The 22,779-nt window shown below is 46.3% G+C and carries 12 protein-coding genes; all 12 read right to left on the reverse strand.

Going from position 1 to position 22,779, the window contains the following annotated elements:
* Entirely contained in the window at nucleotides 1–966 is a 966-nt protein-coding gene (locus tag AC1XTG_RS00450; RefSeq protein WP_484840590.1) for a glycosyltransferase family 2 protein, read from the reverse strand.
* A gap of 20 nt (nucleotides 967–986) precedes the next feature.
* A complete protein-coding gene (locus tag AC1XTG_RS00455; RefSeq protein WP_484840591.1) occupies nucleotides 987–1,934 on the reverse strand; it encodes a glycosyltransferase family 2 protein in 948 nt (315 codons plus the stop codon).
* 427 nt (nucleotides 1,935–2,361) lie between these two features.
* Complete coding sequence (locus tag AC1XTG_RS00460) at nucleotides 2,362–3,231, reverse strand: hydroxypyruvate isomerase family protein (protein WP_484840592.1); 870 nt, start codon at nucleotides 3,229–3,231, stop codon at nucleotides 2,362–2,364.
* Nucleotides 3,232–3,250: 19 nt separating this feature from the next.
* Nucleotides 3,251–4,147 (reverse strand): hydroxypyruvate isomerase family protein, encoded by an 897-nt coding sequence (locus AC1XTG_RS00465; RefSeq protein WP_056288191.1) that lies wholly within the window; start codon nucleotides 4,145–4,147, stop codon nucleotides 3,251–3,253.
* Nucleotides 4,148–4,287: 140 nt separating this feature from the next.
* Complete coding sequence (locus AC1XTG_RS00470; protein WP_056288188.1) at nucleotides 4,288–6,984, reverse strand: c-type cytochrome; 2,697 nt, start codon at nucleotides 6,982–6,984, stop codon at nucleotides 4,288–4,290.
* A gap of 424 nt (nucleotides 6,985–7,408) precedes the next feature.
* Nucleotides 7,409–8,917 carry a RagB/SusD family nutrient uptake outer membrane protein gene (locus AC1XTG_RS00475; protein ID WP_484840593.1) on the reverse strand — a complete coding sequence of 503 codons (1,509 nt, stop codon included), beginning with the start codon at nucleotides 8,915–8,917 and terminating at the stop codon, nucleotides 7,409–7,411.
* A gap of 37 nt (nucleotides 8,918–8,954) precedes the next feature.
* Nucleotides 8,955–12,197, reverse strand: a complete 3,243-nt coding sequence (locus AC1XTG_RS00480) for a SusC/RagA family TonB-linked outer membrane protein (RefSeq protein ID WP_484840594.1) — start codon at nucleotides 12,195–12,197, stop codon at nucleotides 8,955–8,957.
* Nucleotides 12,198–12,738: 541 nt separating this feature from the next.
* Nucleotides 12,739–13,386 (reverse strand): class I SAM-dependent methyltransferase, encoded by a 648-nt coding sequence (locus AC1XTG_RS00485; protein ID WP_484840595.1) that lies wholly within the window; start codon nucleotides 13,384–13,386, stop codon nucleotides 12,739–12,741.
* A 252-nt stretch (nucleotides 13,387–13,638) separates the two neighbouring features.
* Nucleotides 13,639–15,060 carry a DUF1501 domain-containing protein gene (locus tag AC1XTG_RS00490; protein ID WP_056288655.1) on the reverse strand — a complete coding sequence of 474 codons (1,422 nt, stop codon included), beginning with the start codon at nucleotides 15,058–15,060 and terminating at the stop codon, nucleotides 13,639–13,641.
* Nucleotides 15,061–15,233: 173 nt separating this feature from the next.
* Nucleotides 15,234–17,531, reverse strand: a complete 2,298-nt coding sequence (locus AC1XTG_RS00495; RefSeq protein ID WP_484841098.1) for a DUF1549 domain-containing protein — start codon at nucleotides 17,529–17,531, stop codon at nucleotides 15,234–15,236.
* A gap of 317 nt (nucleotides 17,532–17,848) precedes the next feature.
* On the reverse strand, nucleotides 17,849–19,357 hold the full coding sequence (locus AC1XTG_RS00500) for a RagB/SusD family nutrient uptake outer membrane protein (protein WP_484840596.1): 1,509 nt from the start codon (nucleotides 19,355–19,357) through the stop codon (nucleotides 17,849–17,851).
* Nucleotides 19,358–19,368: 11 nt separating this feature from the next.
* Complete coding sequence (locus tag AC1XTG_RS00505) at nucleotides 19,369–22,530, reverse strand: SusC/RagA family TonB-linked outer membrane protein (protein WP_157474829.1); 3,162 nt, start codon at nucleotides 22,528–22,530, stop codon at nucleotides 19,369–19,371.
* Nucleotides 22,531–22,779 lie beyond the last annotated feature (249 nt).

Consider the following 22,779-nt stretch of genomic DNA (forward strand, 5'->3'; position numbering starts at 1 on the left):
TCATTTCGCTGATTTTCCAAACAGTCGGCTCCATATCAATTTTGCTTTCAATCCCCATATCTGCCGATAGATGAATGCATTCCGTTTTGACTTCCTGGTTTTTTGAATGAAGTACAACGTTTCATAATGTTCAAGAATAAATCGGGCGTAGGCAATGGAGAGGTAGGAGTGTAGGCGGGTCTCAAATAGGGCCGCTAGTTTTTTCACAAAAGCTGGATTTTTATTGAGCGTAAATCCGGCACAATGTCTGATCCATTTCAGTTCCCGTTCGAGTTTCACAATATCCCGATTCTCATGATAATGTTTGTTGACCGTCTTTCTGTAATTAAGTATATCAGTGGAATTACTGGAATGTTGCCTGTAATCGACGAGGCATTCCCGCACGCAATGAATCGTACCTAAATTGGCGGCAGCATATGCTATCCAATGATCGTGAAAATACTCGGGATTAAACGGCAGAATATTTTTGAGAAGGTCTTTCCTAAACAAACAGCTATGGCCGGAAACGCAATTAAACAGTAGGAAAACCGCTGGCTGATCTCCGTTATACAGATTAATCACATCTGACATTTTCCTGTTAAGAGATGCTCCGCTTTCATCTATGAAACTGGAATCATGGTATACAAGTTGGTGACTTCCAATCTCTTCAACCAGTCGTCGCAACTTCTCCGGATGCCAGATATCATCCTGATCTGACAATGCGATGTATGAACCATTGCAAAGTTGAAGAGCCTTTTCGAAATTCTTGCTGTAACCTACATTGACCTCATTTTTGTACAGGTGAAGGAATGGATATCGTTGCTGATACTCAAGCAGAATATTCCATGACGCATCCGTGCTATTATCATCTACCGCGATGATTTCCTTGTTTTCATAGCTTTGATGGATCAATGAATTCAGTTGTTCTCTCAAAAACTTTTCCCCGTTGTACACACAAAGTGCAATTGAGATCAGCGGTTCATCCATGTGATGCCTGTTTTGAAATCCTAGATGATGCATGTAACACGGATAAGCCCCTTAGCCTTTAAACCCCAACTTTTCTTGATTATGAAGAACAATTTGCTGATACTGCTTTTTTTAAGAATATACAACAGGCTTGATCTGTTCTTCCAAATCGTATAAGCATAGGAAAAGTGGAAAAATGAGTTGTTTCTACAGAGGCTTTTTCGATGTAAAAATTTTACGAAACTTTGCGAAGACGATTCGATCAGTGAGCAGGCTTCAAGCCAGTTACTCTCTATCTGAATCTTGTCTTTGATGATCCGGGGACCTGCACGTCTCATTGGCGAGGCAAGTAAGTTTGTGCAGTTGTGATCATGTATCCGATATTGAACAAGACTTTCGCTGACGAAATCGATTGATCCAACGCAGCATGCAACGTAGGCAAGCCACTGGTCATAATGGAATTCGCTCGAGAAGGGTAGTGCGTAATTCAAAAGCGACCGCCGCATCAATATCGTGTGGCCGGAAACACAATTCATGAAAAGAAACGTTTCCGGCGTTGAACCCTTGTAGAAGTTAAATTTGCCTGACATTCTGCGGTCCATTGCTTTACCACTGCTGTCAATTAAATCTGAATCGCAATAGATAAGTGTATGATTTTGAATGGCTTGTAGTTGAACTCTCAGTTTTTCTTTACTCCAGATATCGTCCTGGTCGCATATCGCGATGAACTGGCCGGCGCAAAGCTTCAGAGCTTTTTCAAAGTTCTTGTTATAGCCTAATCTTGATTCGTTGGAATGTATCCGGATGAATGGATACTCAGCAGCGTAAGTCAGGAGAATGTCAAAAGTAAGATCTGTGGAACAATCGTCAACGACAACGATTTCTAGATTATTGTATGATTGCGTGACGAGTGAGTCTAATTGTTTCTTCAAAAATCGCTGCCCGTTATAAGTACAGAGAGCAACAGAAATAAGAGGTGTGTTATTCATAATATGAAAATTGTGCAGGAGCAATTTTCATATTATCATCAGTATCAGCAGCAATTGATTAGCGTGGGGTACTTGTAGATACTTAAGTGGTTATACTAGTAGAGTTAGGAGACAGTAAAATAGCTATTTAACATAATATAAATTATACAACTTTCGTTTACTGAAATTGCGGCGACTATACATTCAATACTTTTATAACATTCATACAGCTTCTGCGTGACAGTCTCTTAAAACTGCTACCTGGGCAGCTCCATTACCTATTCAGAAGCGCCTGAGATTTGATTAATCCTGCCCGATATTCAGGAGCGAAAGCTCTGATCAATTCTCAGGCGCTGTAAGCTTGCTTTATTCACCGCTAACTGACTGCATTTCAAATGTATTACAGTCGGTTATTGGCTTGTTTGAAATTCTTCCCGGAATTTGAAAATCAAGCGATGTCGCAGATCTCAACACATTGTTTCAGGGATGCCAGCGGCTCGCGCTTTGGTATAAACTCCTGAGCCACAAAGCCTTTGTAGCCAGTATCTACAATTGCCTTCATAATGGCAGGATAATAAAGTTCCTGACCTTCGTCAATCTCGTTCCGTCCGGGAACTCCGCCTGTGTGGTAGTGACCAATGTATTTGTGATACTTGTTAATCGTAGCGATTACGTCGCCTTCCATAATAGACATATGATAAATGTCATAAAGCAACTTGAACCGCTCGGAACCAACCATTTCACAAAGACCAGCTCCCCAGGCTGTGTGGTCGCACATATAATCCCTGTGGTTCACCTTGCTGTTGAGCAACTCCATGATCATCGTGATGCCATACTTTTCAGCCGACGGCATTAACCTTCTTAGTCCGATGGCGCAGTTCCTCATTCCGTCAATGTCCGACATTCCGCGACGGTTTCCTGAAAAGCAGATGACGGTTGAATATCCTGCTTCCTTTAATTTTGGAAAAAGATCCTCATAACTCTTCACCAGCTCGTCGTGCAATGCCAGATCGTTAAATCCTTTTTCGATTCCCATTCCTGCGCCGTTCGGCAGTGCGCAGGTAAGTCCGTACTTTTTCAGGGTTGGCCAGTCTTCGGGACCTAATAGCTCAATGGAAGTAATTCCGATCTTTTTGCATTCCTGCGCAAACGTGTCCAGTGGAATTTTACCATAACACCATTTACAAACAGAATGATTGATTTTACCTTTCAGCTTTGGACCGAGTACTTTTTCGGTAGCTGCAAAAACATCAGATATGGAAAGTACACCGGCAGTACTGGCGGCGATATTTTTTAATGCGTTGCGTCGGCTCGACATAATTGTAAGTTTTGAAGTATCAGGCAATGTCACAGATTGTAACTCCTTGTTTTAGCGAAGCGATATCATTGTTGCGGCTCGGAACAAACTCCTGTCCCACAAATCCTTTGTAACCGGTTTCAACAATTGCTTTCATGATCGTCGGATAATAAAGCTCCTGCGTTTCATCAATTTCATGTCTACCCGGAACACCGCCCGTGTGGTAATGCGCAATATACTTGTGATACTTTCGGATGGTCGCGATTACGTCGCCTTCCTGAATTTGCATGTGGTAAATGTCGTAAAGCAGCTTGAATTTTTCCGAGCCAACCATATCGCAGAGGCCTGCCCCCCACTCTGTCCGGTCGCACATGTAGTCCCGGTGGTTTACCTTGCTATTCAACAGCTCCATCACCAGTGTCACATTATGTTTTTCGCAGAGCGGTATCAACCTTTTAATTCCGACTGCACAGTTCCGCATTCCATCCACATCCGACATGCCACGCCGGTTTCCAGAAAAGCAAATGATCTTGTCATACCCTGCCGCCTGAACTTTCGGAATTACATCCTCAAACCCTTTCACCAGTTCGTCATGGTTGGCGGGATCATTGAAACCCTTATCGATACTCCGGGTCAGGCCCTCGCCCCAGGGAAGCGCGCAGGTCAGTCCGTGTTTTTTGATAACCGGCCATTCTTCTGGTCCGAGCAGTTCGATGGAGGTAATGCCAATTTTCTTGCATTCCTGTGCGAATGTTTCAAGCGGAATTTTACTGTAACACCATTTGCAAACCGAGTGGTTGATCTTTCCATTCAGCTGAGGGCCAAGTGCATTTTGTGAATCTGCAAATGCTTTTGATAATGAGGCTGTAAATGGCACGATCCCCGCTCCCATTGCGAGGTTTTTTAAGACCTTCCTTCTACCTGAAATTCTTGTCATTATGAAGCTTAAATAATTGAATTTGCCTAAAAAAAGTAGTGATGCCGCCGGTATTGTCAGCCTTTAAAGCCGGACAATACAACACGCGACACCACTATCTTAAGCTTAATAAATTATATTCTACTCAAAAAAACGTTGATCTACTTTCCACCTTTTGCTGCCCCTGATTCAGTGTAAATCGGGTTGTTTTTGTTACCTCCCGACATCAGATATGCAACCAGATCGCGCAGCTCATTCGGGTTCAAACCATTGATCAAACCTGGCAGCATTACGGAAACAGTTGACAATTTAGAGGAAGCGACTTCCTTTTTGCTCAGTTTTCGTACTGTTTTGGAGTCAAACGGGTTTTGTGCGATGTAATAAAAATTGGCATCTTCATTGATCTGCCGTCCCACTATCGACTCGCCGTTTTTCATTGTATAAGCAATCGAGCCGAACTGATCAGAAATGGTTTTATTCGGATCAATGATCGATTCGAGCATGTCTTTCACTGAAAAACGGGTTCCTAATTGTGTTAAGTCCGGGCCCACATCAGAACCTTCACCCTGGATAACGTGGCAACGATTACATAGCACAGCAGAGAAAATCATTTTTCCTTTCTCAAAATCACGGTTAGCAAGACTATCCTGAACCAATGCAACTGCTTCTTCGACTTTCCATCCACGGCCTGGACCTTTCGGAGTGTACAGTTTTACAAGATCGTTTCCGGTACCTGTAAGCAGCTCGGCACCAGATAGTTTGTTGTACTTAGCTACTTGATCCTGCGGTACATTCTTTAAAGCAAGCTGACGCGCTTTGTCAATAAATCCAATATAACTACGACCGCCCTGGTAGCTGAATGCCTTTTTGAACCAGGTGAAATATTGCTCTCTCAAAGCAGGAGTCCAGCCAGTTTTAGCACTACTCAGCATAATTGCGTAGAATGTCTGCTGCTGTGGCGGCATTTTTTCAAGCAAACTTGCCAAGTCAAGACCGTACTGCGGATTTCTCAGGATCAGGTCAGCTGACGCTGTCACCATTTCGTTGTCCTTATCATCAAACTTCTCGTTTTTCTCGATCAGCGCCAGTGTCTTTTCAACCACTTTCGGTGCTTCGAGTGTCACAAGGATCTTGCTCAAAAAGCGATTTTGAAGCGCATTGGTTGATGGATATTTCGGGTTCAAATAAGCAATTACCGCTTGCTTTGTAGTTGCATCCGGCTGACCGGTACGGTACAGCGTTACTTCCACAGCGCGCAGCAATGCTTGCTTTTGCAGATCGTCGAGCTTCGCATAGTCGATCTTCGTCAAACCTTTGAGGATCGGCCCTCCTACTTTGGTCGAGTCACCTTCCCGTGCCAGTGCAATGGACGCGTAAATTAATGTCTGAGGATCTTTCTCTGCATAAACTTTATTCTCCCACTCTGCAACAGGCTGATGTTCAATAGCTAACCGCGCAGCGAATCTCAGGAAGCGATCAGGGCTTTTCAGGTAAGGCCAGGCAGTAGCGACTGCTTTCGGGTCTTTTTTCGCGTGGAATTTTTCCAACTCCGTGCGTTGCTTGTGCTCCGCTGTCAGTGTTGGTTTAACTGTGTTTGAACCTGCCGGGATGTTTTTGTAGTCACCATAGTAAACGCGATACAGATCTGATTCCAGACGACGGCCGCCGGTAAGAAAGTACAATGCGCCATCAGGGCCGATAGCTCCATCCGTCAAGGGAAGCGGCGCGCCTGACAAAAACTCTTCGTGATCAGCCGAGTATGTGGATCCGTTGGGTTTCAAATGCAGGCCATGCACGATCCCGAAACTCCAGTCGAATGCCAGCAGCGTGTTTTTGTATTTAGCAGGAAAGCGGGCGTCACTCAGGTAGATCAGGTTGGTTGGCGATCCTTGTCCGATATTCATGATCGGTGAAAGGAAGTCAGCAAATGAAGGCGATGTGTTGGCTGATCCCGTTCTCCAACCGTAGTCGCCGCCACTTGTAGCATGACAAACGCGTGTCGGGCGGTACCAGGGAGTTCCGAAATCCCATTCCATATCTGAGTCATAAATGAACAGGTCGCCCGCTTCGTTGAATGCGATATCGTAAGAGTTACGGTATCCTGCACTTACCAGTTCCCAGTTTTTTCCTTCCGGATCAGTATGTGCGATCCAGCCGCCCGGCGCGTGCCTGTCAGCTGCATGTCCGCGTGGATCTTTGATGAATGGAAAAAGGTTATCATTCTTCCAGTTGGGCATCAAGCGATAGCTGTCCATTTTCGGCAGGTCGGTGAAGTTACCTGCTACTACATAAAGCGATTGTTTGTCCGGTGAAAGCACAATGCTGTGCGGCCCGTGTTCACCTTCGCCCTTCAAGGCTTTCAGCAATGTGATCTTGTCATATTGATCATTGTTGTCTGTATCCTGTAAACGATACAATCCGCTACCCTTTGGAAATCTCGGGTTTTCGCGGTTATTGATCATGACATACAAGCTGTTGAAAGCATATAGCAAACCGTGCGCGTAGCCCATTGCCACTTTCGCAGTATCGCCTTCTACTTTCAGAGTCTCTACTGTTGGTTTTTCAGTAGAACCAATCGGAGGCAGTACCAGCCGGAACAGTCCGCCATATTGATCTGAGGTGATCATGCGACCTTTGTTATCAAAGGTCATTGAAACCCACGAGCCATTTTGTTCCTCGGAAGGACTATACAAATGTTCCGCTTTAAAACCTTCGGGTAATTTGATCTTGTCAACTTTCGAGCCTGGCGGACGGTGTTTAGCGGTTCGGTTACTTAGCATCACTCCACAGAAAACACATACAGCAACCAATACCGTAAGTGTCATTGGGAGTTTTAACCATTGTTTTTTCGTGTACATTTTACAGCTCAGCGTTAATAATTATAATTTGAAGAAAAGGTGATTCTCAGAAATTAGCTTGTCTGCATTGTTACTATGCCTCCATGCAGGAGTTAATCTTTCATTATTAGGATCTTAGTCTAACTGACTAAAACATAAATTATTCTGATTATAACAATATTAAAGCTAATGTTTCACGAGACCATCCTGTTGTGTCGGGGGAAGCGATTAGGGAATTTTCAATTTTGAATGAGTGAATGAGTGAATGAGTGAATTTGGTTTTGCATGGCTTGGATTAAGTAGCCGGGGTCTTTTTGAATGAAAAAAGTACAGCTGGCCGGAGCTGCTGCACTTTTTTCGCTGAATAACTAAGAATTTAAAGAACAAACTACTCCCACTTCACTCCACTCCTCCAATGCATATTCTCTCATTCAGTCATTCAACATCAAAAGTAAGGCGTCAACGCGGACTCCACGGCTGGAAGGCCATAGTAATCGTCGAGTACCGTAAATGCATTTGGCGGCGGAACTGCGCCTTTGGGGAAGTAGTAGGCTGCTGGATTTGCTTTTACTTTCGCTCCGTAAGCACCGATAATTTCCTTCACGCGTCCTGTTCTGGTCAGGTCAAACCAGCGTTTGTTTTCGAAAGCCAGTTCTACGCGCCTTTCTTTAAATATAGCTTCGCGCATTGTCGCTTGTGACGTAGCTGTCGTGTTGGCAAGACCTGCGCGCTTGCGTACCTGGTTGAGGTAAGTTGCCGCTTCGGCCGGTTTGCCTTGCTCATTCAGCGATTCGGCGAGGAACAGCAGCACTTCCGAATACCGGTACACAGGCCAGTTTTGACCCGTATTGTTATGAAGTGAATGCGTTTTTGCATACTTCTTAATATAGGGATAAACCTTGTTTTCAACCTGGCTCGAACTCAGCGTCACATATCCGATTGATGCTTCCTTGCGCAAGTCGCCCGGCTCGTAAGCAGCGATCAGGTCGGGCGTGGGAATGTTGTTACTCTCCTGAGAAGTTCCCTGCGGATTAGAAGTACCGGTAATCGGCGCGATTTCAGTGGCTGTAATTGGTGACGGAAGAAAACGGTAAATCTGATTTCCATTATAGCCAGCGGATCCTTCCATGTACTGGATTTCAAAAACCGACTCCTGGTTATTCTTGTTTCCCGTTGTAGTCGAGAATGCATTCGCATAGTCCGGCATCAATGCATAGCCGTCATTTGCAATTACATCCTTCATCAGCGGTTCCACTTTCGCCCACGATTTCTGGGTCAAATAAAGGTTTGCCAGCAGTGTTTTGGCAGCGCCGGAAGTAGCACGGCCAGCTTCTTGCTTGGCTTTGTTTGGCAAAAGAGTACTGGCTTCAATAGCATCTTTTTCAATCTGCGCATACACTTCTTCGGCAGTTGAAAGTGGTAATGCGGCATCCTCCCTGCTTGTTACCGGTTCAAGATGCAATGGCACTTTTCCGAACAACCGGATCAGATCGAAGTAAGCAAATGCACGCAGGAACAGCGCCTGACCTTTGAGGTTCTTTTTGGCTGTTGCATCAAAATCCACGCCATCTATCAGAACAAGAATCTGGTTAGCGCGTGAAATGATCTGGTAATTCAGCCTGTATTGAACGAGCACATTGTCATTCGCAGTAACGCCGCCAGCTGTTGGGATTGCAAAGTCAGCCACGTTCTCAGTCGCGTCTACTGCGCCGTAAAGTACATTCCTTGCATAATAAGTGTTGTCCGAATGCATTTCTTCTAACACCCAGGCACGCTCGTTATACATTTGCCGGAAAGGCACATAAGCCGAATTGACAGCCTGCTCAAAGTCGTTTTGCGTCTTGAAGAAGACGCCGGAACTTAATGCAGTTTCAGGTATTACACTTAGGAAGTTATCGCCGCAGCTGCTCAGGATACTCGCCAGAAACAAGGCTGCTATATATCTTATTTTCATTTCTTTTCAGATTAAAATGGATCTGTAACTGATCTTACTAAAAGTTAAGGTTCACTCCCAGTGTCCAGGTACGTGGTACAGGATAGTTTGAGAAGTCGACACCCTGGCTCAGGTTACCGCCGTCACTTTGTCCGTCTGGCTGTGCGCTCGTTTCCGGGTTAGGTCCACCCCAATATTTCGTGAAAACATACACCTGCTGAATCGAAGCGTACAAGCGGGCTGATTTGAAGAATTTGTTTACAGCGCCGATATTGTAGCCTACTGTCACGTTCTTGATCGTGAAGTAAGATGCGTTAGCCAGGAAGTGAGAACTGTTCCAGTCACGCTCAATCCCGGTGAAGTTTCCACCATTGTTAGTCGCGCCAAACCTGCCATCTCCTTTTGAAATCACAGTTGTAGCTATACCCACTCCTTTTTCGTTGGTTACATTCTTCACACGGAAGCGGTCTTTTACACCGGCAACCATGTTGAAAACGCCGTCGAGGTTGGCAGTACTGTACATGTGACGTACCCAAAGCTGGTTACCCTGCGATCCTGAACCAACAACGGAAAGATCCCAGTTTTTGTAGCTCAGGTTGTTGGTAATACCATAAGTGAACTTTGGAAAAGGACTTCCGATGATGGTACGGTCGTCGGCATCGCCACCGTAAGTGATTACACCGTCGCCATTCACATCACGTAATTTGATCGTTCCGATTGCGGAGCGGCCAGGTATCACGGGTGAGTTTGCAAGATCTTCGGCACTCTCGTAAAAGCCTTCTTTCACCATTCCATAAAACTGGCCGAATGGTTGACCGACTTGCGTAATGTGGAAAGTACCATACACGCGGTCGATACCCGGGGCAAGTTCAAGGACTTTGTTGCGGTTAAATGAAATGTTTGCATTGGTAGTCCATTTCAACCGACCGTCGAGGTTGCGGGAAGTGATCGAAAATTCATGTCCCCAAAATTTGATCTCACCAATGTTATCATTGTAGTTGGTAAAGCCTGACTCCTGAGGAACCTGAACCGCATAAAGCAGATTGGTAGTACGCTTGGTGTAAAAATCATAAATGAACTGGATCCTGTCGTTGAACAAACCCAGATCAAGACCCGTATCAAATTGCTTTGTAGTTTCCCAGCCCAGGTTTGGGTTTGCAAGGGAAGTAACGTTCGCGCCAGGGCCCACTTTATCTCCAAACACAGCATTATTCGGACTGATGAGCGCGTACTGCGTGTAGTTACCAATGTTGTTGTTCCCGATCACACCATAACTCGCACGCAGTTTGGCAAATGAAACGCGGCTGATGGACTGCATAAAGTTTTCGTCAGATACAACCCAGCCCGCAGATACAGACGGGAATGTTCCCCAGCGGTTTTCAGAACCGAAACGTGAAGATCCGTCAGCGCGGACAGCCGCAGTAAACAGGTACTTGCCTTTGTAGTTGTACGTCAGACGTGAAATGTAAGATAGCAGTGACCATTCATTTACACCATTGAAGGTATTGGAGCCCGAGATACCATTGACATTGAAGGTCCCGCCCCTGTCGATGTTCAATGCACCCTGGATTGTGGGCAGCCTGTCTTCGGTATAAGTATTGGTAGTAATCCGGTCAAATTCCTGGCGGAACTTCTGTTGTGTAAAACCACCCAGGAGTTCAAAATTGTGCTTCTCTCCAAAGCTGTGGTTGTAAGTGGCAAGGTTCTCGTTCAGCCAGGAGAAATTCTGATAGTTCTGGCGAATGGAAGAAGCAGTTGTCGGGATAGGTACGTTGATGGCGCTCGTAGCCGTCGACGGGTTGAAGAAGAAGAACTTGTTGCTCTCCATTTCAATGTTCAACGTCGATTTAAGCGTCAGTCCTCTGATCGGCTGATATTGAAGGAAACTGTTTCCGAGCAGTTTCGTGATTTTCGTTTCATTGGTCAGCTCTTCTGCTGCGCGCACCCAGTTTGGATAAGCGTAAATGTTCCCGGTGTTATCAGGGAAACGGTTGAATTTCGTCAAATCTCCGTTCGCGTCCCGGATCGGCATTACCGGCCAGGTATGCAGTGCATTGAAGAGGATACCTGTACCGCGGTCACCATCTGTTCTTGGTGTATTATCGTAAACATACTGCGGCGCGATATTGAAGCCGATCTTCACCTTGCTGGAAATGTCGTATTCGGTATTCATCCGCAGGGAAAAACGCTTGTAATTGTTATTGATAACAACCCCTTCCTGGTTGAAAATACCCGCAACGAGTGAGGTACGCATATTTTCCTTGTTCGAGCTCACGGTAAGGTTGTAGCTCTGGATCGGTGCTGTACGCAGCAATGCATCGTACCAGTCATTATTCTGATTGGCAAATTGCTCGGGTTTGTCAAATGGAGCCGGAACTGTTCTGTTCTCATCTTCAAAGAGTTCTTTCTTGAATTGTGCAAATTCCTGCGCGGTCAGCATTTCAATGCGCCCTTTTTGCGGTACCTTCTGGAAACCGTAAAATGCATTGAATCCTACACTGGTCTGTCCGGGTTTGCCTCTTTTTGTCGTGATCAGCACCACGCCGTTTGCTGCCCTGGAACCGTAAAGGGAGGTCGAGGCAGCATCTTTCAGTATTGTAATATCGTCAATCTCGTCCGGGTTCATTTGTGCGATTGTTCCGGTGATCGGGAAGCCGTCGACAACATATAGCGGATCACTACCTGCTGTTACAGAAACCTGCCCGCGTATACGGACGGACATCCCCTGCCCCGGCTTACCCGTAGTCTGGTTGATCTGCACACCGGCAAGTCTTCCCTGCAATTTCTGGGTTACCTGCGAAACCGGAATATCTTTCAGCTCTTCGCTTTTGACAGTTTGCACAGCACCGGTGATCTCTTTTTTCAGCTGGCTACCGTAGCCTACAACCACTACTTCCGAAAGTGCTTTCGAGTCGGAGAGCAGTTTAATGTCAACTGTATTGTTGCTGCCGACAGCGACTTCCTGAGACACAAAACCAACGGAAGAAAAGACCAGAGTTCCGCCCTGATCTGGTACGTTAATCGAATAAGCACCTTCCGCATCGGAAACTGTCCCAATGGTAGTTCCTTTGAGAAGGATACTTACACCGGGCACACTTGCACCACTTTCATCGGTTACTTTGCCCTTGATATTCTTGTCGATCGCAACTCTACCGCTTTCGGTATATGCATTCGGGATCGCGTAGTTGTTACCGGCGTACGCATTCAGTCCACAAGCTGCGCCAATGAGCACCTGGCTCAATGAGAGTTTAATGAACGAATTCAATCCGGAACAATAGGGAAATTGTCGAAATTGATTCATAGGATTTAGCATTAATGTTTTTTGTCGAGGTTTTCCCCCTGAGGGGACTTTTGGAGTTGAGAATTACTTTACTGGCTGACTTTTGGCATACGATCCGGGTTTAAGTGAATAATGATCATGGGTTAGGAATAGTCAGTAACTAATTGAAATACTTGTATTTAATCTTATTTAAATCATATTGAATTTCGGGTGTACCAATTGCCTCATAATGAGTCAAGTACACAAAAGATGAAGAGAGTTGGTAGTTTTAAATAGGAATACTCTAAGAACAAACTGGCTTGCGTAGTATGAAAAGCCAATCTTTAATTCTCAAAGTAATATTTCTGCAATAGTAGAATGATTACCAGTATCGACTGTCCTGCTCTGTCTGGTTTTAAGGAATATTTAATTTTCCTTGTTTTTGCAGGATGAAATGGTGAAGGACTTACTGTATTTAGATGTTAGCAAAGAAGGAGAAAGTACTCCCTACGCAGTGTAGGGAGTGACGTATATTGCTACTTTAACTTTGAATTGCAGGGAATGTTCGGGTTTGATTGAGTGCTCAGGCAAGCCCGAGTTTCTTTTTGCAAACCTTTGTAAATAAGCGAAGAGCAAAATAAAAGCCCGCCGTTTTGCCGTTAATCATGTCCGACTTTGCCTTTAGTAATTCCGGATGAACCATATCGTACAACTTTTGCTGGCGCAAAGTGATATCGACGGACTTGTCTTTTGTAAATACGAGTATGTTTTGTTTATACCACCAAAAAATGTCCGGATTGTTCCAGAAGTACGGCCTCAGAATATCGTGACAAGTATACCCGTGTTGTTCAAACTTCTGTATCCAATAAGTTGGCCATTGCTCGTTGATGTGATTTTGCCCACCCTGGCCGGGAATGGCAGCCGAGAAAACAACATTGTCACTTAATGAAACTATGTTTTCGATAAACCGGTCTGCGCTTGCAGGTGAAAGGTGTTCTGCGACCTCCAAGCTTATTGCAAGATCAAACCTGTCTTTAACATCCAGAATCCGCTCTTGTAGATCCGTTTCTTTGAATTCATCTTCCTTAAGATACTTTTTGAGGAGGGTTTTATCAACCCAAGGTCCATCCATTCCAAGAACCCGGCCAACGCCCTGTTCCTTGAAGCAGTAAAGGAAAGTCCCCAATCCGCACCCGAAATCCACCACACTTTTTGGCTGGAATATTTGCACCAGTATCGGTGTGATCTCCTTTGGTGACTTCAAATTGTAAAGTTCTTCTGAATGAAAAAACGTGGTTTGGGTCATATACAACTCCGTTGACATTGATGATTGAGCATTGTCGCTCCTGCCAAAAAAATGATCTTAACCATTGAATATCTAATTATTTCTCAACTAGTTATTAAGCGGCTTTGCGCGGTGATTATAAGGCTTATGCAAGATCAGATCGAGTCAATTTACCAAAACAAAACGAAGAATGACCTATCAACTCAGCAATTCCATTACAGCCTTCCCTTTTCCGTCTGGCGTTGTATAGAATGGGCGCTTTTCAACTTCATACTGAGTGTCTTCCGCAATGCCGAGTGCGTGGTAGATCGTCTGGTGCACGCCATCAATTTTGATTGGGTTTTCGATGGTTTTGCAGGGACGTTCGTCTGCGGTTTTTCCATAAACAAACCCTTTTTTGATACCCCCTCCGAACATCAGCATGGAACAACCATCGGTGAAATGCCGGTGCATTCCGTAAAATTTTAGGTCGGAAAGAATGTCGGGCTGGGCCACTTGTTCCAGTACCTTGGCATCAGGCCTGCCTTCTACCATCATATCCCGGCTGAATTCACTTGCCAAAACGACCATCGTACGATCCAGCAGGCCTTTTTCATCCAGGTCTTTGATGAGCTGCGCCACAGGTCCGTCGATCTGTTTTTTCATTTCTTCCAGGCGGGTATGTCCGTTTTCATGAGTATCCCAGCCTTTAAACGGCTCATATTCCGTGGTGACACTAATGAAGCGGGCACCTTGTTCCGTGAGCCGGCGCGCGAGCAGACAACCAAGTCCGAATTTGCCTGTATTATAAATGTCGTAGCTCTTTTTAGGTTCGGTACTCAGGTCAAATGCTTTCGACTCGGGTGAATTCAGCAATGCATAAGCCTGCTCCATAGACCGTTTGAGGGATTCACGCTGATAGTCGCTGCCAAACTCTCCGACGGGACTATTGTTGATCAGTTCATTGTAAAGCTGGTTTCTACGCTCAAATCTTTTTGCATCCATTCCAACCGGCGGACGAACACTTTCAAGTCCCTGGCTCGGATCAGGAATAAAGAACGGACCAAATTCATTTCCCAAGAATCCGGCAGTATGGAAAGCTTTCAGCTCTTCGGCTTCACCCACCGTGAATCGCTGACCGATATCCACGAATGCAGGAATAACAGGATTTTTCGGTCCGAGCTCTTTGGCGATCCAGGAACCAATATGCGGCGCAGCGACTGTTTGCGGCGGCTCATAGCAGGTATGCCAGTGGTACTGGTGGCGCGAATGCAGAATGTGCCCCATGTCGGCTGCCACATAAGACCGGATCAGCGTGCCTTTGTCCATTACATTTCCGATCGATTGTAGACCTTCGGAAAAGTGAATTCCGTCCAGCTTGGTAGGCAGCGATTTGAAAGTACTCAGTACGCGGTTGCCCTCCATATCCTTCTCGAAAGGCGTGTACAATTTGGGATCAAAGGTCTCGGTATGGGCCATTCCTCCCGCCATCCATAAAAGGATTACAGTGTCGGCCGAAGAGTTAGACTTGCTTTTACAGGAAGAAAGCAGGTTTGAAACGGGAGCTCCCGCGGCGAGCGCAGCCAGTGTTGCGGCACTGGCATGCTGCAAAAACTCCCTCCTATTCCATTTGCTCTGCATTGTTATAATATTTTAAACTAATAATAATGAACAACTTAGGTAAATTAACATTTAACACTTTTATCAAGTAGCGTCTGTATGATAATATTAATTGTTAAAAAAGATTTATACATCTTGCTCTTATCATTAGTATTTTACTTTTAATACTTCATGTAAGTTATGTAAGTATCAATCTAATATATTAATTGAAACTCTGGTACTAAGGCGATAGCCCAAACCAGGTCCTGAATTCCTTCTTCACTTGGCGCAGGTCCGAGGATCTTTTTCGCTGCTGCGATCTCCTTTGGCAATGGCGTTCGTCCAAGCGCTTTCCGGTACAATGCAGTTACCAGCGAATCCGAAGTCTGGTATTTCGCCTTCCATTCCTTCGATCCCGATTTCAGTGTTTCAGTAAACTTATTTCCATTGGTCAGTTCCAATGCCTGCAACAGGTTGGCCTGTGAGGTACGGCTTGTACTGACGGTCTCCCGGTTTGGCCGGCCAAGTGAAGTTAGGAATGGATCGTTTTTCACAAAGGCAGCACGGGCAAATGGCAGTCGCTGCCTGATATCTTCCGGCAACCGCTTGTACATGATCGCCGAATCGGAGTACATTGGTTTGAATGCAATACTGATCGCATCCGAGAACTGTTCGGCAGAGAGGCGCCTTCTCACCATTCCGGTAAATTTGAAATCATTCGCCATAATGTCTCCCGCTTCTTTCACCGAGGTAGAAGGAAGCTGATACGTTTTGGAAGTGACAATGGTATAGATCAGCTTTTTCATGTCGTATCCATTTGCCACGAAATCAGAAGCGAGCCAGTCCAGCAGGTCTTCACTCCAGGGAACATTGTCCATTACATCTACCGGCTCCACAATGCCGCGGCCCATCAACTGTGCCCAAACCCGGTTAACTACCGTTCTGTATAGCCGGCCGTCTTTGGGTTGCACCAGATAATCTGCGAGCTGGCGCAGTCGCTTCTCAGTCGGTGCATCCACGCTGATCTCACCCAGTTCAGGGAAAAGCATTTTGGTACCAGCTATTTTTCCGGTCGGCTTATCGCAGTGGTTAATTTCAAGGAGCGTATCGGCAAAGATGTTTGCGAATGCATAGGCGTCGGCTAACTTCCAGTCACTTACGAAACTATCGTGGCAAGAGGCACATTTGAGGTTAAGTCCCAGAAATACCTGCGATACATTTTGTGCAGCCTGCATTTCGGTGCGCTGGCTCGAATTGATAGTGCCCCTCCATTTGATCCCTTTAATAAATCCTTCCGATTCCTTGTTCGGACTGATCAGTTCTTTCACAAACCAGTTATATGGCTTATTGCTTTGCAAAGAGCTGTAAAGCCATTTGGTAATATCAAACCGGCCGCCGGTAATGTAGCCGGTACCTGAATAATCGTTTCGGAGCGCATCGTTCCAGAACGACATCCAATGCTGGGCGTAATCATCATTGCGGTTCAAAAGCTCTCTCGCAAGTACTTCACGCTTGTCCGGCCGGGTATCTGCAACGAATGCGTCAACTTTTTCTGGCGGCGGTAACAGTCCGATAATGTCGAGGTAAACGCGACGGATATACAGCCGATCATCAACAGCTGACTTCCACGTTACATTATTCTTTTTGAAATAAGCATTGACAAACAGGTCAACGGGTTTATTCAACTCCGCGGTAGCAGCCGGAACTGCCGGTGTTCTTGGTTCAAGGGTTGCAACGCGGTAAATGCTCTTTTGCTGTCCATCCGGCCATAACGCCCCTTTTTCAATCCAGAATTTCAGGACATTCACTTCACGTTCCGTCAGCCTTTTGCCTTTGGTCGGCATTGCTTCCTTGTCGCCTTTGGGTAGAGTAATGCGACGGATGATCTCACTTTTGTCAGGATGATTGGGAACAACCACAGGGCCGCCTTCGCCTCCTTTCATGATGGCTTCTTTACTATCGAGCCGCAGGTCGCCTTTTGTTTTGGTTTCGCTGTGGCAGCTGTAACAGTTATGCGCAAGAATGGTACGTACTTCTACATTCAGGTTTTGCACCTGCTCGGGACTCAATGCGCCTGTATTGGTAAGTACAAAATCAGCTTCATCAGTACCCGCAGGTTCCTTCGGTTCGGACGAGGATGGTAACACGCTGGACAGGTAATCGTCGCCGTGGGTAAGCATTGCTCCGTAGTGTCCGGCGAACGATACGCCGAAAACTGTAACGAAAAGCAGGGAGCGGAAAAGGGAGCGGTTTCTTGATCTTAATGCAAAGGTAGCTGCAACCGCAAGTGTCATGGTTGCTATCCCAGACCATTTATGGATTTCGAAGCTGGTACCGCTCGCATCTTCCGAATCGGCCAGCAATAATCCGAAAACAACAGCGAGCAATGCACTTCCTGCGCCGACCCAGGTCACGATAGCAGTAGCGTCGCGCAATGCAGCCGACTTACGCCGCCAGTCCATTAACTCAAGTAAAAGGGCAACCAGCAGTAATCCGATTGGGAAATGGACCATCAAAGGGTGCAACCGGCCTAAAAACTGCCACAGCCAGAATGTTTCGTTTGCTTGAAGTAACACAATCTAAAAAATTAGGGGTTCAGGAATAATCGGGAGTTGACGTAGAATACACACAATACTAGAACGTTGGCTGCTATTTTCTATCCTGTTCTGTCTTGTGAAGCTTTTATGCTATATAGTTATTGAATGAAATCCGGGGTGTGTAAGTATCGCAACTTAGCAGGGACATTATTAGTAAGTTAACGAATATAGCTCATATAAGTTATAGTTTTTACCGGGGAAACACAATTGCCAGTGTTTCCCCGATGCATTGTTTAGTATCCCGGGTTCTGAGTCAGTTTTGCATTGATCAGGATCTGCGGTGCAGGGATCGGCAGCACGTACTCATTTTCAGTATACACATAGTCAGTCGAGTTGAACGGAACATTCCCCCTGTCGATGGTAGGCTTCGCTCTTTCGCGTGCGCCGTGAGCATTCATGAATGCAGCCCATTGTGCAGGTGTCATGGTTCTTTTCAGGTCAAACCAGCGCTGATTCTCGAATGCGAGTTCCAGTCTGCGTTCTTTCAGTACAGCTGTCCTGAATGTGTTCTTGTCCAAACCTGTCAATGCGGCCAGACCAGCACGTTTGCGAACCTGGTTCAAGAAATCATAAGCTTCCACTGTGGGGCCGCTTTGTTCATTGATCGCTTCAGCGAGCATCAGCAGCACGTCGGCGTAGCGGAGTACCGGCCAGTTGGTGTTGGTCCGTCCAATAATGGTATGCGGATAATTGTATTTCGCTACGTAAGGAACAGGATAGACTTTGCCGTCGAGCGTAAAACTCGTTTTAAGAGAGATATCTTTTCTCAGGTCGCCCGTTTCGTAGGCTTCTATGATATCGTTGGTTGGAGAATTTCGGCCTCCGTTTCCACCAGCTGCATAACCCGTCACCGCGCCTTTGGATACCCTTGGAGCAAACACATACTGGAAGCTGCTCCATTCACCGAGGTCATTATCTCCCTGGTACTGGATCTCGAAAATGGATTCAACCCCGTTCTTCTTGGCAGGTGCCGGATCGAAGTTATCTGCATAGTTTGCATTCAATGCATATCCCATCGTGGTCACTTCTTTCAAAGTGGTAACGGCGTCGGCATATCTTTTCAGGGTGAGATATGATTTACCCAAAAGACTCAATGCGGCTCCTTTGGTCACACGTCCCTTGTCTGCCGCATTCGCATACTTGGCAGGCAATGAAGCAGCCGCTTCTTTGAGGTCTTTCTCAATCTGCGCCCATACTTCCGCCTGAGGTGATCTTACCAGGTCAAATGCAGGATCAGGGGTAGCCAATGTAGATGTGACGATCACCACATCTCCGAAGTACTGCACCAGGTTGAAATACAGATAACCTCTCAGAAACTTCAACTGGCCCTCGATTTCCTTCCGCGGACCTTCGTCTATAGTCGCGTCCGCCATTTTTTCAAGTGTCAGGTTGAGATTGTAGAGGGTCGCGTAGTAGCTGTTCCAAAGCGCTGCTATTTCCCCATTGCCAGAGTTGACTGTGCCGTACTCGAATGCTTCCCAGCCGCCCGCGCCACCTCTGTCCGAGGGATTCAGGTCGATTGTCGTATTATCGGTATAAAACTCACCAAAGAGATAGCCGGTGTTTGTCAAACTCTGAACTTGCCCGTAAACGCCATTCAATGCCTGTTTTACCTGCGCTTCATTCTTATAGAATACATCCACGCCCACTTTCGTCGGGTCGGTCTGGTTCAGGAAGTCTTCACTGCAGGACGATTGCAGGAGCCCGAGTGCTATGATTCCGATTATGATTTTACTTTTCATTACAAATGTTGTTAGAAGTTCACTTTTATACCGGCAGAGTAAGTTCTTGGTACAGGATACGATTCGTCATCGTTATTGAGCTCAGTCCCGCCGCGCACACCGGCATCAGGGTTATTTCCAGGATATTTCGTGATCAGGAACAAGTTGGCTGCATTGATGAAAATGCGCGCGTCGGACAATACGCCCTTCACTCTCGGGATCGTGTAGCCGATTGTTACGTTTTTGATCCAGGTGTGGGTACCGTCGTACACGTAACGTTCGCTGCTCTCGCGTGACCATTTGAAGTAGTCGGTACCGCCTTGTGAATGCTTGTCAGCAGGATTTGAGCCAGGGTTTTGCGGCGATCTCCACCGGTCTTTTGCTTTGTCAAGTACATTGAACACACCATCCATATTCATGGTAGATGCCTCAATGTTTCTGTAAATGTCAAAATCGTAAGCGCCCATTAACAATACACTGAAATCAAAACCTTTGTAGTCTCCATTGACAGTCCACGCCCAGTTGAACTTGGGATTCGGGTTCCCGATAATGGTCATATCCTTGGTATCGTAGGAAACAATTCCGTCAGGGCCGCCGTCGGGTGCACCGTGCAAATCAGCGAATATCATCGCGCCTGGCACAGCACCTTCCTGCAATGGCGCCTTGTTGATCTCATCCTGCGTATTGAAGATACCCAGCTTGCGGTAACCGAAGATCATACCGATCGGTTGTCCAACCTGCTGGATATTGTAGCCGCCATATTGGCTACCCTGCAGAATGAAGTCGTTCTGGCCTCTGATCGCAAGTACTTTGTTGCGGTTAACGGTCACGTTCGCATTGGTACGAAGGTTAACTCGTCCCAGTTTGATCCGGTAATTGGCAGCAAACTCAAAACCCTGGTTTTGAACTTTACCCAAATTTTTGAGAGTAGATGTAAAGCCCGATACCGCCGGAATGCTGTAACCAAGCAGCATGTCATCGGTGATCTTCTTATAGTATTCTAATGTAAATACCAGTTTGTTGTTAAATGTGGCAAGATCCAAACCTACATTCAGCTGGTTGGATTTTTCCCACGAAAGCTCCGAGTTAGCAAAGCGCGTCACTGTTTTACCGGAAGCAAGGGAGTTGCCGAGTACGTAGTTGTTGATTCCAAGGAATGCCAGACTCGCGTAGTTACCATCATCGCCTGCATTTTGTCCGACACCGAAGTTGTTGTTGGCGCTCACTGCATAGCTGTTGTTACCTGTCATACCCCAGCTGGCGCGAAGTTTAAGGTCGGTTAGCCAGGCTGCTTTCGGGATAAAACGCTCTTCTGAAATTCTCCAACCCACAGAGGCCGCAGGGAAGTTACCAAACTGGTGTCCCTCGCTGAACCGGGAGCTACCTTCACGACGGATTGAAGCTGAAAGCAGGTACTTGTCTTTGAACGAATAGTTGGCACGCGCCATGTAAGCAAGCATTGTCCAGGTTCTTTCCATAGAATTGGAAGAGCGGATCGTCGCATTGCCCAGGAATGGAGCCAGGTCATCCGGGAAGGTGTTGCCACTTCCGTATAATCCTTTCACTGTTTCCTGCTGTGCAGTATAACCCAGCAATGCGTCAAAATGGTGATTTTCGCCAATGTTGAGATCGTAGGTCAGCAACTGGTCAGCAGCGTAGTTACGCAGTTCTTCCGAATCGTCACGTTCTGTGGCAATCCGCGGAGGCGCGCCGTTGCTGCCTGTCGATACTGGCAGACCAATCGTGGAAGGGACGAATTCCTTGTACCTGTTATAATTGATCTTTGCATTCAATGAAGACCTGAACTTCAAACCCGGCAGGATATTCAGCTCTATGTACCCGTTGGAAAGTACATCTGCAATATTCCTGTCACGGTTGATATTCTTTAACATATATAATGGATTGGGGAAACCGAATACATCGCCCACTCCATTATAGAAAGGGATCAGGTCTCCTTTTTCATCGTAAGCAGGGTAGCGCGGGTCGGCGATCAGGGTAAGACCAACTTGTGCATTACGTCCGTCGGTACTTGCCAGGCTGGACCTGGAATAGCTACCCGCGATGTTCACGCCCATTGTGATGAACTTGTTTACTTTACCCATCAGGTTGGTACGTATTGAAGCACGGTCGTAATCGGTGTATTTCAATGCACCTGCTTCTTTATAATAACCCGCTGAAATAACGGACTTGATCGGGCCTGAGCCGGACGAAAGCGTTACGTTCACATCTGTATAGGGGGCATTGTTATGCAGGATCAGGTCAAACCAGTTGGTTGAGTATTTAGTCTGGTCCGGATAGCGAAAGTCCATAGGGATCTCCTCAATTGTCGGGTTACGCTTATTGGCGAGCAAAAATCTTCCTTCAAAAACCTCCTTTTTGAACTGCGCAAAATCCTGTCCGTTCAAAACCTTTGTTTTGCGCGACTCAGGTACATTCTGCACACCATAATCGACAGATATATTAAGTGAAGTTTTCCCTTCCTTGGCCGATTTGGTGGTAATCAAAACCACCCCGTTGGAACCACGTGCACCGTAAATGGCAGTTGAGGCTGCATCTTTTAACACCGATATGGTTTCAATATCATTCGGGTTCAGGTTTTGTCCTGCTGAGATACCTACCGGGAACCCGTCGATTACGTACAATGGATCGCTACCGGCTCCAAGTGAGCTGATACCGCGGACCTTTACCTCGAACTGCTGACCCGGTGTACCGCTCTTTTGCTTGATAATCACCCCCGGTGCCTGTCCCTGGATCATCCTGGTCACATTGGATTTGGGAACTTCACCGATGTCCTGGATATTGATCACGGAAAGCGCAGAAGTAATGTCGCGCTTGCGCTGGGTACCGTAGCCGACCACGACCACTTCTTCCAATGCTTTGGTATCAACTGCCAGCTGCACATCAATCGCACTTTGATTTCCCACCGTAACATCTTTCGTCAGGTAGCCTACGAAAGAGAAAACCAACACGCTGTTGCCCGTTTCAGGTACATTGAGCGAGTAGCGGCCGTCAGCGTCGGATACAGTTCCTGAGCTCGAACCTTTGATAATCACACTTACGCCGGGCAGCGAGAGACCTTTGTCGTCAGTTACTTTACCCGTGATCGTTCTGTCGACGGTCGCGTGGATCGCCGGGTTTAGACCGGCAGGTGCATTGGTTTCGGCATTTGTCACACCGGTAAACAGGATTCCCATGAACACTTGCGGTAACAGTACTCTCGGAAGCACTTTCAGGCAGGTGTCACGATTCAATAGTCGAGGTAGATGCATAGTTTAGGATTGGGTTGGTTGAACTGTTGGGTTTGTTTTAACACGAATGCATTTGTAAATGCTTTTAAGCATAGGAAACAGGTTTAGTGGATAATGAAAAAAGAAAAACCTGTTAATGCCTCCGGATAAGCGGGAGCAAAAACAGCGGGTGATGATGAAGATGATTTGTACTTA

The organism is Dyadobacter sp. HNCC25DJ183, from assembly GCF_056895175.1.

What these genes read in the sequence shown, in the direction of transcription:
- AC1XTG_RS00465 (WP_056288191.1), bottom strand. Translation starts at nt 4,147, where the DNA reads ATGACAAGAATTTCAGGTAGAAGGAAGGTCTTAAAAAACCTCGCAATG.
- AC1XTG_RS00495 (WP_484841098.1), bottom strand. Translation starts at nt 17,531, where the DNA reads ATGGTCCATTTCCCAATCGGATTACTGCTGGTTGCCCTTTTACTTGAG.
- AC1XTG_RS00470 (WP_056288188.1), bottom strand. Translation starts at nt 6,984, where the DNA reads ATGTACACGAAAAAACAATGGTTAAAACTCCCAATGACACTTACGGTA.
- AC1XTG_RS00505 (WP_157474829.1), bottom strand. Translation starts at nt 22,530, where the DNA reads ATGGGAATCCTGTTTACCGGTGTGACAAATGCCGAAACCAATGCACCT.
- AC1XTG_RS00490 (WP_056288655.1), bottom strand. Translation starts at nt 15,060, where the DNA reads ATGCAGAGCAAATGGAATAGGAGGGAGTTTTTGCAGCATGCCAGTGCC.
- AC1XTG_RS00475 (WP_484840593.1), bottom strand. Translation starts at nt 8,917, where the DNA reads ATGAAAATAAGATATATAGCAGCCTTGTTTCTGGCGAGTATCCTGAGC.
- AC1XTG_RS00450 (WP_484840590.1), bottom strand. Translation starts at nt 966, where the DNA reads ATGGATGAACCGCTGATCTCAATTGCACTTTGTGTGTACAACGGGGAA.
- AC1XTG_RS00480 (WP_484840594.1), bottom strand. Translation starts at nt 12,197, where the DNA reads ATGAATCAATTTCGACAATTTCCCTATTGTTCCGGATTGAATTCGTTC.
- AC1XTG_RS00455 (WP_484840591.1), bottom strand. Translation starts at nt 1,934, where the DNA reads ATGAATAACACACCTCTTATTTCTGTTGCTCTCTGTACTTATAACGGG.
- AC1XTG_RS00460 (WP_484840592.1), bottom strand. Translation starts at nt 3,231, where the DNA reads ATGTCGAGCCGACGCAACGCATTAAAAAATATCGCCGCCAGTACTGCC.
- AC1XTG_RS00500 (WP_484840596.1), bottom strand. Translation starts at nt 19,357, where the DNA reads ATGAAAAGTAAAATCATAATCGGAATCATAGCACTCGGGCTCCTGCAA.